The sequence below is a fragment of the Pseudoalteromonas nanhaiensis genome (assembly GCF_051235485.1).
GTDB classification, from domain to species: Bacteria; Pseudomonadota; Gammaproteobacteria; order Enterobacterales; family Alteromonadaceae; genus Pseudoalteromonas; species Pseudoalteromonas lipolytica_C.
On sequence record NZ_JBPNYQ010000044.1, the window covers coordinates 1 to 13032 of the forward strand.

General features: G+C 42.4%; 8 protein-coding genes and 1 other RNA gene. 8 read left to right on the top strand and 1 reads right to left on the bottom strand.

Annotated elements, in window-relative coordinates; genetic code table 11:
* Nucleotides 1-501 precede the first annotated feature (501 nt).
* Genes ACSFVZ_RS20155 through ACSFVZ_RS20165 form a run of 3 tightly spaced genes read left to right on the top strand, consistent with a single transcriptional unit; the run spans nucleotide 502 to nucleotide 6229 of the window.
* Nucleotides 502-1908: an efflux transporter outer membrane subunit gene (locus ACSFVZ_RS20155; protein ID WP_435559500.1), complete on the top strand. Its 1407-nt coding sequence runs from the start codon at nucleotides 502-504 to the stop codon at nucleotides 1906-1908.
* Nucleotides 1909-1910: 2 nt separating this feature from the next.
* Entirely contained in the window at nucleotides 1911-3149 is a 1239-nt protein-coding gene (locus ACSFVZ_RS20160) for an efflux RND transporter periplasmic adaptor subunit (RefSeq protein WP_135925812.1), read from the top strand.
* Nucleotides 3149-6229, top strand: a complete 3081-nt coding sequence (locus ACSFVZ_RS20165) for an efflux RND transporter permease subunit (RefSeq protein ID WP_435559501.1) — start codon at nucleotides 3149-3151, stop codon at nucleotides 6227-6229. Before ACSFVZ_RS20160 ends, ACSFVZ_RS20165 begins: the two co-directional genes overlap by 1 nt.
* A 393-nt stretch (nucleotides 6230-6622) precedes the next feature.
* Here the strand turns inward: ACSFVZ_RS20165 and ssrS are convergent.
* A non-coding RNA gene (gene ssrS / locus ACSFVZ_RS20170) (6S RNA) lies at nucleotides 6623-6806 on the bottom strand.
* 194 nt (nucleotides 6807-7000) lie between these two features.
* Here ssrS and ACSFVZ_RS20175 point away from each other — a divergent pair.
* From ACSFVZ_RS20175 to nagP, 5 genes are all read left to right on the top strand, one after another.
* Nucleotides 7001-7564 (top strand): UPF0149 family protein, encoded by a 564-nt coding sequence (locus tag ACSFVZ_RS20175; protein WP_135925810.1) that lies wholly within the window; start codon nucleotides 7001-7003, stop codon nucleotides 7562-7564.
* A gap of 20 nt (nucleotides 7565-7584) precedes the next feature.
* The gene (pepP, locus tag ACSFVZ_RS20180) at nucleotides 7585-8910 is read left to right on the top strand and encodes a Xaa-Pro aminopeptidase (RefSeq protein WP_235382789.1); all 1326 of its coding nucleotides are present in this window, start codon (nucleotides 7585-7587) and stop codon (nucleotides 8908-8910) included.
* A gap of 8 nt (nucleotides 8911-8918) precedes the next feature.
* Nucleotides 8919-10100, top strand: coding sequence for a 2-octaprenyl-6-methoxyphenyl hydroxylase (gene ubiH / locus ACSFVZ_RS20185; protein WP_235382790.1), 1182 nt, complete (start codon nucleotides 8919-8921; stop codon nucleotides 10098-10100).
* Nucleotides 10097-11263 carry an FAD-dependent monooxygenase gene (locus tag ACSFVZ_RS20190; RefSeq protein ID WP_235382791.1) on the top strand — a complete coding sequence of 389 codons (1167 nt, stop codon included), beginning with the start codon at nucleotides 10097-10099 and terminating at the stop codon, nucleotides 11261-11263. The genes ubiH and ACSFVZ_RS20190 overlap by 4 nt, the downstream gene beginning before the upstream one ends.
* A 208-nt stretch (nucleotides 11264-11471) precedes the next feature.
* The gene (nagP, locus tag ACSFVZ_RS20195) at nucleotides 11472-12803 is read left to right on the top strand and encodes an N-acetylglucosamine MFS transporter NagP (protein ID WP_435559502.1); all 1332 of its coding nucleotides are present in this window, start codon (nucleotides 11472-11474) and stop codon (nucleotides 12801-12803) included.
* The last annotated feature ends 229 nt before the right edge of the window (nucleotides 12804-13032 follow it).

A 13032-nucleotide genomic window follows, 5' to 3' on the forward strand; every position in this document is an offset into this window, starting at 1 on the left:
CCCAGATAGCTCAGTCGGTAGAGCAGAGGATTGAAAATCCTCGTGTCGGTGGTTCGATTCCGCCTCTGGGCACCATTGATTCAAGGCCTCGCAATCGCGAGGCTTTTTTGTTTCTGTTTCCTTGTAGGTTGGGTAGAACGGAGTGAAACCCAACGAACTCAGAGTTATCAGCCATCAGATTTAAAATATACGAGTTAGCAAGGAGAAAGAGTAAAGTTAGCAAGTTACAAGGAACTAGACTCGAGAAGTTGGAGGCGTTTCAACGCCGAACTCGTAGCAGCGGGTTTACCCCGTGTTATCAAATTAAATTCTTCACCATTTAAACCATTTCTATGCGGTATAAAATCGCTACAATTTTGTAAACTCGCAGCTTATCCCTATTTTTCTACAGTTCATCCTTACCAAATACCAGACTGTGTAATGTTATGTAAAGTCAGTTGAGCAAAACTTAAGGTAGTGCTTGAATTACAATCATAAATAGATGTTTTTCAGGTTTTTAGAATGAATTGGCAATATAAGCCGAGTTTATTGGCTTTAAGTGTAATTTTGCTAAGTGCATGTGCAAGCCAGACGACTCATAATGAACGAGTCGCTGAGCTTGAGGCCTTACCAAGTACATGGCAGCAATTACCTACGGACAACAAAATTCTTGCTGTTGAAGATAATTGGTTGCAGCAGTTACAGGACCCTCAAGTTTTTAATTTAGTGGAGCAAGCATTAGCCCATAACCAAGCAATTTTACAAGCAGGTTATGATGTGGCGATTAAAGAGCAACAGCTTATTGCTGCTGGGGCCGATTTATGGCCAAGCCTTGATTTATCAACACGAGCGAGCCGTAGTAAAGATAATCGCCCTGTTAGTTATAACAACGCTAGTTCTGCATCATTAGAATTAAGCTACGAAGTTGATTTATGGGGTAAATTATCGGCCTCTGAACGGCAAGCAAACCTGGAATATTTAGCTGAAAAAGCCACATTTTCGCAAAGCAAACAACAATTAGTAGCTGATGTGGTTTCGGGTTGGTTTGATGTAATTACTAACCACAAATTACTTGAACTATATAAGCAGCGCGAACAAAACGCCGAGAAAAACTTAGATATTATTGAGTCGGGTTATCGTCAAGGTTTAAATGAAGCGCTTGACGTTTATCTTGCCCGTAATGAGCTAAATACTGAGCGCTCGAATATTGCTGCACAGCAAGCTACCTTAACTAAATCAATTCGTGATTTAGAGCGTTTAACAGGCCAATATCCTGCTGGGGCATTATCGGTTAGTGCCGATTTGCCACTACTTGAGAACACAATTCCTTTGGGTTTACCTTCAGAGCTTATCACCCGCAAACCAGCGTTAATGGCGAGCTGGTATCAGTTGTTAAGTACTGATGCGGGACTTGCTTACGCGCACAAACAACGTTTTCCGAGCTTAAATCTTTCAGCATCTATCGGTGATAGCACAGATAGAGTGAGTGATTTATTTTCGCCTTCAAGCTTAGCTTGGTCACTGATAGGTAGTATTTCAATGCCGCTTTTTGAAGGTGGTCGCTTAAAAGCCAATGAAGAGCAGGCAAGGCTTAGCGTTAAACGTCAGGAGCAAGCTTACCTTGCCACACTCTATGATGCATTTAATGAAGTTGAAACTGCAATCAGTCAAGAGCAAGCCTTGAAAGTGCGTTATGAAAAAACCTTAGAAGCACAAGAAAATGCAATTGCCGCAGAGCGTTTGTCTTTTGAGCAATATCAAAGTGGTTTAGTAACATACACGACAGTGCTTGATGCGCAAGATCGCTCTTTTAACGCGCAAAGCTCTGTTATCGAACTCAAAAACCAACTTATTAAAAATAGAATCAACTTACACATTGCCCTTGGCGGTGACTTTAGTGAAGCAAATAGCGAAGTAGCAGAGCAATAATCATGAATACTAAGACACGTAAAATATTAATTCCAGTTATTGTCATTGTCGTGACGGTATTACTCGTCATGTTTATTAAAGGTAACCCGCCGCAAGCAAATCGTTTTTCTTCACCACCGAAAGCGAAAGTAAATGTGGCTGTTAAAACCTTAACGCCAGAAACTTATCAAGTGATGATTGATAGTTTTGGTACCGTAAAACCGCGAACGCAAAGTATGTTAGTCGCGCAAGCATCAGGGCAAATTATTGAAATAAGTGAGCAATTTCGCGAAGGTGGCTTTTTTGAAAAAGGCGATGTGTTGTTGCGATTAGATGATAGAGATCACCGTGCCGAAGTAAAATCAGCGCAAGCGGCCTTATTAACAGCCGAGCAAGGTTTACTTGAAGAACAGGCTCGTGGTCGGCAGGCCGAAACTGACTGGAAGCGCTTAGGTAAAGGCGAGCAAGCAAGTAGCTTGGTACTTCGTAAACCACAATTAGCAGCAGCCGAAGCCAGTGTGTTGTCTGCGCAAGCGACACTTGAAAAAGCGAAGCTTGATTTAGAGCGTACAAAGATCACAGCACCATATGCGGGTCGTGTTTTAAGTCGTAGCGTTGATTTAGGCCAAGTGGTGAGTAATAACATGGAGCTTGCCAGTATTTATGCCATCGATAGAGTTGAGATCCGTTTACCGATCAAAAATAAAGACTTACCGTTTATTAATTTGCCAGAGCAATTTCGTGATGGCGCTAAAAATAGCGCGGGTTCACTCGTTGAATTCAGCTCAGACCTTGTTGGTAAACAGCATTGGCAAGGTCAAGTTATTCGTACTGAAGGTGCTATAGATGAAAATGCGCAGCAGCTTTATGTGGTTGCGCAAATTAACGACCCTTATAAAGCCACAACTGTGAATCAGTATCCAATTAAAATTGGTCAGTACATCAAAGCACAAATTACTGGTAAAGCCATTGAAAATGCCATTGTGATCCCAAATAGCGCAATTTACCAAGGCACCTATGTTTACGTAGAAGAGCAGGGTGTTCTGCGTCGTAAAAATATTGCACTTGCTTGGCAAAACGCTAACCAAGCTGTTGTCGCTGATGGTTTGTCTGCAGGCGATAACTTGGTGATTACACCGCTTGGTCAAGTGAGCTCTGGTACGCAAGTTACCGTTATGGGTAGCGAAGAGTATCAGGCGACCAGAGGAAAAGCTAAGCGTTCAAGCAATCAACAGCCGCCTAAAGAGCAAGGAGCGCAATAATGATTGCTTGGTTTACAAAGAATCATGTTGCAGCAAACTTATTGCTGATCAGCATTTTATTAGCGGGTTTATTTAGCGTTTCGACGCAAATACCACTTGAAGTGTTTCCATCGTTTGAGTCTGACCGAATTAGTGTCAGTGTATCACTTCGAGGATCAACTCCTGAAGATGTTGAAAAAGGGGTATCAATTCGCATAGAAGAAGCGGTGCAAGATCTTGAGGGAGTTAAGCGTATCACTAGCCGCTCTTCTGAAGGTTCTTCTTCGGTAAGTATTGAAGTTGAGACTGGGTATGATCCTAGGGAGCTTTTGGCTGACATTAAAAGCCGAGTAGATGCAATTAACACCTTTCCCGTCGATGCTGAAAAACCAATAGTTTCGCTTGCTGAATGGAAGCGAGAAGTAATTGCCGTATCTGTTTCAAGTATTTATGGCGAAAAAGAAACCCTTGAATACGCAGAAACCGTGCGTGATGAACTACTGCGTTTACCAAGTGTAACTCAAGTTGAGCTAAGTGGGGTTCGTGATTACGAAATAGCAATAGAGGTGAGCCAAGATACCTTACGCCAGTATGATTTAAGCTTAGCTGACATATCATCAGCAATTCGCAATTCTAGTACTGATGTTTCTGCCGGTAACTTAAAAACAGAAGGGGGGGATGTACTCATCCGCTCGAAAGGCCAAGCTTATCGCAAAGATGAATTTGCTAATATAGTGGTAAAAAACCAAGCTGATGGCACAATTATTCGTTTAGGTGATATAGCCCGTATTAGTGATGATTTTGAAGAAACCCCAGTTCGCACTCGCTTTAATGGTAAGCAAGCTGCATTTATTGATGTGTATCGTATTGGCCCGCAAAGTGCGATTGAAGTTGCTGATGCGGTAAAAAATTACATAACTGAGCATCAAAGCCAGCTTCCAGAAGGGTTTGAGTTAAGTTATTGGGATGATGACTCAGAAGTTGTAAAAAGCCGAATAGCAACGCTTACCAGTAACGCTATTCAGGGCGGAATTTTAGTCCTGGCACTACTCACCTTATTCTTGCGTCCAGCCATTGCATTTTGGGTATTTATTGGTATCCCAGTGTCGTTCATGGGGGCGTTTTTAATGATGCCGATATTTGGTATCACACTTAACGTTATCAGTTTATTTGGTTTTATTTTGGTACTCGGTATTGTTGTTGACGATGCCATTGTGACCGGTGAAAACGTCTACACCCACCTAAAAACTGCAGAAAGTGGTGAGCAAGCCGCTATTCGTGGAACGCAAGAGGTGGCAACTCCGGTAACGTTTGGTGTTCTCACGACAGTTGCAGCATTTTTACCTCTCGCTTTTATCGAAGGTGCTCGAGGCGCTATATTTGCACAAATTCCAGTAGTAGTTATTCCGGTTTTACTGTTCTCTTTGATTGAGTCTAAGTTTGTATTACCTGCACACTTAAAATACTTAAAGCTACGTCATGAAAAGGGCGAGCCATCGAGACTAGAGCGCCTTCAACAGCGTTTTGCCGATGGCTTTGAACACGCAATAATGAAGTATTACCAACCATTATTGAATCTAGCTTTAAAGAATAAAATGGCTACGGTTAGCTTATTTGTGGGGATTTTTGTAATTATTGTTACCTTGATCACAAGTGGTTGGACTAAATTTACCTTTTTCCCGCGTATTCCAAGTGAAACTGTACGTGCATCCGTAACTTTCCCTGCCGGAACACCGTTTGAAGTGACCAATAAATACGTCATTAAAATGTCAGACAAGGCAAAAGAATTACAAGATAAATACCGCGATGAAGACGGCCAAAGTGTAATTCTAAATATTTTGGCAACCACAGGTGGCAGTGGTGGTTCCTCAAATACCGGTAGTGTTAGATTTGAGATCATGCCAGCAGAAAAGCGTGAATCAGATATAGGCTCACGAGAACTTGCCAGCGAATGGCGTGATCTTATCGGTATTATACCGGGAGCTGAGAGTGTCACTTTCCGTGCTGAGTTTGGCCGAACATCTAGCCCGATTGATGTACAGCTAAGCGGTAGCTCAATCGACACCCTCGAAGCAGTTGCTGAAAAAGTTAAAGTGCGTTTATCGACGTATCCAACTGTGTACGAAATAGCCGATAGCATGTCAGATGGTAAAGAAGAGCTACAAATTGAGCTGACAGAGCAGGGGTTAGCGCTTGGATTAAACCGTGTTGATGTATCGCAGCAAGTGCGTAACTCGTTTTTTGGTGCGCAGGTGCAGCGCATTCAACGTGGGCGCGACGATGTGCGGGTAATGGTGCGCTTACCGATTGAAGAGCGTCGCTCGGTTGCAGACTTAAAAGACATACTTATTAAAACACCTGCTGGTGGGACTGTGCCGCTTTCGCATGTGGCTACTTTAGTGCCGGGGCAAAGCCCATCGTCTATTTACCGTATTGACCGCTATCGAACATTGAATGTTACAGCTGATGTTGAAAAATCAAATACCAATATGACGGTACTACAAGCAGACTTAAAAACTTACTTAGATGAGCTAATGGTGCAATACCCAGGTGTTGATTACACACTCGAAGGCGAAGCCAAAGAGCAGCGAGAGTCATTTGGTTCATTGGCTTGGGGCCTCGTGTTTGTATTCTTTATTATTTATGCGTTATTAGCGATACCGTTTAAATCGTATACTCAGCCATTGATCGTGATGAGTGTTATTCCGTTTGGCATGATAGGTGCGGTAATGGGCCACTGGGTAATGGGTATGGAGTTAACCATTATGAGCTTACTTGGCATGTTAGCCTTGATAGGCGTGGTAGTGAATGACTCACTGGTACTGGTTGATTTTATCAATAAGAAGCGTGAAGAAGGCGGTGACTTACTTGAAACTGTTAAGGTTGCAGGGGCAGCACGTTTCCGCCCAGTTATGTTAACCAGTTTAACCACCTTTATTGGTTTAATGCCATTGCTATTTGAAAAAGCAACGCAAGCACAATTCCTTATTCCTATGGCGGTAAGCCTTGGCTTTGGGATTATCTTCGCAACGCTTATCACCTTGCTATTAGTGCCAGTTAATTACCTATTAATGGAGCGCTTTCAGGGATGGTTTAAGTAGGGGCGATAGGTTGAAAACATGTGTGTTGGGTAGAGTGAAATGAAACCCAACACACAGGAGCTATCAGCTTTCAGCCGTCAGCTATCAGAAAAACAAACAAGTTAGCGAGTTAGCAAGGGGAAAGAGTAAAGTTAACGAGTTTCGAGATGTAGGAAGCGTTTCAACGCCGAAAACTAAAATTTCTTGTAAAGGGAAATATAGGGAAAGTATTGATAACTTGAAACTAAATAATACCGTAGGCGTGAAATTTATTTCACGCGAATAATAATAAGTTTTGTATTAGAGAAAAACTAAGGGAAGGTATTGGTAGCTTGTAGCTTGTAGCTTGTAGCTTGTAGCTTGTAGCTTGTAGCTTGTAGCTTGTAGCTTGTAGCTTGTAACTAAATAGAAATGGTGTTCCCCAAGTATGCGGTGCCCGGTGTCAGTCCTGAAACCTTGAGGTTTCAGGGCGGGGATCTGCGGTCTACCGTAGGCTTCTCGGTACATGCCGAGCTTGCACAATAGTAAACGAACAGAAACCCTAACATAAAATTTATCGGCTCAGGGACTTAACCAAGCTCCTGCACCCTAGGGAACACCTTCAGTATATAAGACAAGTTTCAATCCTTAAACCATAGAAGCAAAAAAAGCGGATCGTTCGCGTAGTTTTTCCCCACCTTTAACTGCTTATTTACTTTTCAGATTGCTTTTTGACCTCAATCATACAATTAATTGGAGTTGCGATTTATCGAGTGGTAGCATGACGTTACTTAGCCGAACAAAGAAAAAGTTATGAGCACGTTACCTGATTACCAACAAGCCCAATTGTTATTAGAAAAAAATGAAATTTTTGTCGCACCGTCAGAAGCCCATGGTGTGATAAGTGGTTTATTAGCCTGTGGCATCAATATTGAAGCCGATGAATACTTAGGTTTATTAAGTGATGTATTCAACGATGGCCAAGCTTTTAGTAAAGATTTAAAAGCATTTTTTGCTGATGTATATTCTCAGGTTGTTGCCAGTTTTAGTGATGAAGAATTTCAGTTTGACCTATTTTTACCAAGCGATGATGAAACGCTGATCGATTTAGCCAATGGCTTAGTATCTTGGGTATCGGGTTTTATGCTTGGTTTTGGTTTAAAACAAAAAGATTACGGCAAGTTATCAGCTGATGTGAAAGAAGTGATCAGCGACTTTAGTGAAATTACCCGCCTAGACACCATGTTTGAAGAGACCGAAGAAGACAGCCAAGCACTGCACGAAGTGATTGAGTATGTGCGTGTTTCTGCATTGTTATGTTTTGCTGAGCTAGGTAAAGAGCCAGTGGGAAAAAGCACTAAAAAGACCCTTCACTAATCAAATTACAGAGGTTTAGCATGTCGTCTATTGCTATCGATAAAGCTGAATTCAAAGCCCGTCGTGAGCGCTTGCTTGCGATGATGGATAAAAACAGCGTGGCTATTATTCCAGCTGCAGGAGAAGTAACACGCAGCCGTGATACTGAATATGCATTTCGCCAAGACAGTGATTTTTTCTACCTAACAGGGTTTAACGAACCTGATGCAGTTTTAGTGCTTTGCCCGTCAAGCGATACACCAAGTACGCTTATTTGTCGTAACAAAGACAAACTAGCTGAAATTTGGCATGGCCGTCGAATTGGCTTCGAAAAAGCTAAATCTGAGTACTTATTCGACGCAACGTGCCCACTTAGTGAACTAGATGAACAATTATTAGATTTGGTGAACGGCCAGCAGATTTTATTTTATGCACAAGGTACTTACGCAAATTTCGATGCAAAAATTTGGGATTTATTAAGCACACTTCGCAGCGCACCTAAAAAAGGCTATAAAGCCCCACATACCATTAAAGATATTCGTGGTTTAGTGCATGAGATGCGTTTGTTTAAATCTGATGCAGAATTAAACATTATGCGCACAGCGTGCGAAATTAGTGCACAAGGCCATATTCGCGCTATGCAGTTTGCCAAACCAGGCGCAACTGAATACCAATTAGAAGCAGAGCTTCATCATCATTATGCAATGAATGGTGCTCGTCACCCTGCTTATGGCACGATTGTCGGCAGTGGCGACAATGCCAATATTTTGCACTACACACAAAATGATGCTGAGCTAAAAGATGGCGATTTAGTATTAATTGATTCTGGCTGTGAACTTGAAGGTTATGCGGCAGATATTACACGCACCTTCCCAATTAATGGCAAATTTAGCGAACCACAAGCGGCGCTTTACAACATTGTATTAGCAGCCCAAGAAGCAGCATTTAGCCAAGTTAAGCCGGGCGGTAGTTTATCTAAAGCCAATGAATTAGCCTCAACAGTATTAACGCAAGGGCTTATTGATTTAGGCATTTTAACCGGCGAGCTTGATGAGCTTATGGCAAAACAAGCATGCAAAGCATTTTACATGCATGGTCTTGGTCATTGGTTAGGATTAGACGTACACGATGTTGGCGAATACAAGCTTGATGAAAAAGAGCGCGTATTTGAGCCGGGCATGGTGCTAACTATCGAACCGGGTTTATATATTAGCGAAGATGCAAAAGCACCAGAGCAATATAAAGGCATCGGTATTCGTATTGAAGATAACTTACTTGTCACTGAAGATGGCCATGAAAACCTGACCATTTCGGTTCCTAAAACCATTAGTGACATTGAAGCAGTGATGCAAGCAAATAAAGGCTAGGAGCAAGCGTGGCAAAGCAGTTTGATGTTGTCATTATCGGCGGTGGAATGGCGGGAGCAAGTTGTGCTCTGGGCCTAAAACAGAGCAATAATCAGTTATCAATCGCTGTAATTGAAGCAAATGAAGTAAGCGCAGACTATCACCCAAGCTTTGATGATAGAAGCATTGCGCTGGCTCAGCAGTCTGTTCAGTACTTAAAATCAATCAATGCGTTTGATTGCCAAGCGTCATTTGCAGCAGCGATTGAAAAAGTAACCGTATCTGATCGTGGTCATTTTGGTAAAACGCATATTGATTGCCAAGAATATGGTCATGATGCCCTTGGCTATGTGGTTGAAGTGAATCCATTTGGGCGTAGTCTTCACCAGCAACTTACTCGTACAGATGTTAGTTTGTTTTGCCCAGATACGGTTGCCAAGCTTGAATACCAAAGCAACTGTGCCATCATCACGCTAAACTCTGGCGAGCAGTTAAGCGCAAAACTTGTGGTGATTGCCGATGGCGCTCATTCGCAAAGTCGTAAACTGGCTAATATTGAGTTTAATACTCGCGCTTATCAGCAAGCGGCAATTATTGCCAACATCGAAGTGGCTGGTGGTCATCATCATCATGCCTTTGAGCGCTTTACCGAGCACGGCCCAATGGCACTGTTGCCAATGAGTAACAATCGATACTCACTGGTATGGTGTATGGAGCCTGAGCAAATTGAGCACCATATGGCACTTGAAGATGATGCCTTTTTAGCTGCGCTGCAAAAAGCATTTGGTTATTGCGGTGGCTCATTTAGTAAAGTGGGTATGCGTGCAAGTTATCCGCTTGTGTACGGTAAAGCCGAATCACTGAGCAACCACCGTACAGTATTAATTGGTAATGCAGGCCATGCAATCCACCCAATTGCCGGACAGGGCTTTAATTTAGGGCTACGTGATGTGCAATTATTGTGTGATATGGCAAATAGAAGCGACCTTGGTGATTACGCTTTTACTCGTTATTACAGCCAAACTCGCAGTAAAGATATTACTACCGTGATGACACTCACAGACAGCCTAGTGCGTTTGTTCTCAAACTCATCACGATTGCTTGCGCTTGGTCGCAACATTGGTCTTTTCTCAATGGATTTATTCTCCTCGTTAAAAACCCCACTGGCAAAACAGCTTATGGGTCAGGTTAAGCAAGGTAAACGGATATGAAACAAGCACAAGTTTGTATTGTCGGTGGTGGCTGTGTTGGCCTTACGCTAGCACTTGGTTTAGCAAAAGCAGATATCAGCGTTGTGGTGATTGATGCGAGTAAAAATCAAACTTTACCGGGTGATGATTACGCACTTCGCGTGAGCGCATTAAGCCTAGCTAGTCAGGGCTTATTTGAGTCATTAAATGTATGGCCAGAGATCATTAAACAACGTGCTACATCGTATACCTCGATGGATGTACGTGATCAAGACAGCTTTGGCAAAATTCATTTTGATCATAACGATCTCGATTTGCCGCAGTTAGGTCATATCGTTGAAAATGACATTATTCGCTACGCTTTAATTAGCGAACTTGAAAAGCAAAGTAATGCCACTTTATTATTCGAAACCCGCTACCAGCAAATTCATCAAACTGATTCTGATGTGTTTATTACTCTTGAAAGCGGCGAGCCTGTAATTGCTAAGTTATTAGTGGCGGCTGATGGGGCTAACTCGGCTATTCGCAAGCAGTTCAATATGCCAATTACTTTTAAAGATTATGACCATCACGCCATTGTTGCCACGGTTAAAACTGCTGCTGAGCATAACAACACGGCACGCCAAGTGTTTTTGCCAACCGGGCCGCTGGCGTTTTTACCCTTGCCAGATAAACATACGCACTCAATAGTTTGGTCAACAAGCCCAGAGCATTGCGACACACTTTTAGCGCTTGATGATAGCCACTTTAATAAAGCGGTTATGGCAGCACTCGATGGCCAATGTGGTTTATGTGAAGTGCAAAGTGAGCGCATGGCGTTTCCACTTAAGATGCGTTATGCCCAGCAGTGGGTGTCGGGCAAAGTGGTTTTAATGGGCGATGCAGCGCATACCATTCATCCATTAGCCGGTTTAGGCATGAACCTTGGCCTTAAAGACGCCGCCTATTTAATTGAGCTATTAAGTAACGAGCAAGGTGAATTTGCAAGTGCACGCACGCTGCGTGATTATGAACGTACTCGTAAGCTTGATGCACAAAAACACATTGCCATGATGCAAGGCTTAAAAGAGTTATTTGCAGGCGCTAACCCACTGAAAAAACTCGTACGTGGTGTTGGTTTAAGCCTTGTAGACAACCTTGGCCCAATTAAACATTTGTTCGCCAAAGAAGCAATTGGTAAATAACGCCTAACTAGTTGTTACTATTTAGTTTAAGCCGCAGCTAAGCAATTAGCTGCGGCTTTTTTGGACTTATATGAATGCAAAATGATAGCGCTGTCATTTTTGTTAGTGTATGATTAAATTTTTGTGATTGGTATGGAAATTGAACAGCTCTGTTGAGTTGTATACTAGATTCCAACCAAATAAAAATAATTAAACTAAGAGAACAATTATGGAAGCAACGGTTGAGTGTGACAACAACACAAAACAAAGCATCTGGCTGCCAATGGTATTGGCCGGCTCAATGTTTTTTATCTTAGGGTGTATAACGTGGCTTAATGGTGCAATTACACCATTTTTGCAGCAAATGCTTGAGCTTTCGCCGTTACAAGCTTCGTTTATCATCTCTTCTTTTTATATTGCGGTAACAGTTGCCGGTATCCCATCGGCTATGCTGATTAAACGCGTTGGTTATAAGAATGGTATGGCGATTGGCTGTGCGATTATGGCTTTATCTGCGCTGATGTATATTCCGGCTGCAAAACTGCAAATGATCGAAATCTTCTTGTTCGCACAGTTAATGATAGGTGTTGGACAAACCGTATTACAAACCGCTGTTAACCCATACGTGGTGAAAATGGGCTCTGAGAAATCAGCCGCTGTGCGGGTGTGTATCATGGGCTTATTAAACAAATTTGCGGGTGTTATTGTGCCTGTTATTTTTGCCGCTGTAGTTGTAAGCGGTGTTGTTGATGGTGCTGGTAAATTATCGCAAGAGCAAAAAGACATTATGGCAAATAGCCTTATCATGCCTTATGTATTGATTGCTGCGTTAATTATGTTATTTGCAGCCTTTGCCAAATTTGCACCATTGCCTGATTTAGTATTTGATGAAGACGAAACATCCAACGGCAAAGGCGAAATTAAAGAAACCCTAGCACACCCTCACTTAGTTTTAGGTGTAGTGGGTATTGCGCTATACGTTGCTGTTGAAGTTATTGCAGCAGACACCATTGGCTCGTACGCATTACAAATTGGCGTTGCTGATTATTCAGTTATGACCTCTTACACCATGGCGTGTATGTTGATTGGTTACGCAATTGGTATTTTAACTATTCCACGCTTTATGAGCCAACAAACGGCGTTATTAATGTCGGGTATTGCCGGTATTATTACCGTGTTGTTAGTGGTGCTTGGCAGTAATGACTCGTTCATTATTTCAAACCTATTATTAGTGCCATTTGGTGGCCCACAATTACCAGACCCATTGTTATGCATTGCGTTACTAGGCTTTGCTAATGCTATGGTTTGGCCTGCAATTTGGCCACTGGCTTTAGCTGGCTTAGGTCGCTTAACAGGCACCGCATCAGGCTTATTGATCATGGGTATTGCTGGTGGTGCACTAGGTCCATTACTAATCGGTTTAGGAAACGTAGCAGGCCTTGGCGCACAAGGTGCTTACATCGTTATGATCCCAAGTTATGTATTCATTTTATTCTACGCCTTAAAAGGCCATAAGATGAGAAGCTGGAAAGTAACCCAGCAAACTGATTTTTCAAGTTAGACAAAGCCGCGGTACGCCCATCATCGCGGCTTTTTTGTGTGTAAAAATTAGTGAGGTTAGCAAGGGGAAAGGGACGAGATACGAGGTGTAGGAGGCGTTTTAACGTCGAAAAAATGGAGATATTAGATATCAGTGGTTAGAAGTTAGATTAGTGATCTGACCCCGATAAAGTAGACACGGGGTTTAATTAATTTGTTCGTACTGCATGGGACTTTTATACCCTAGGGTG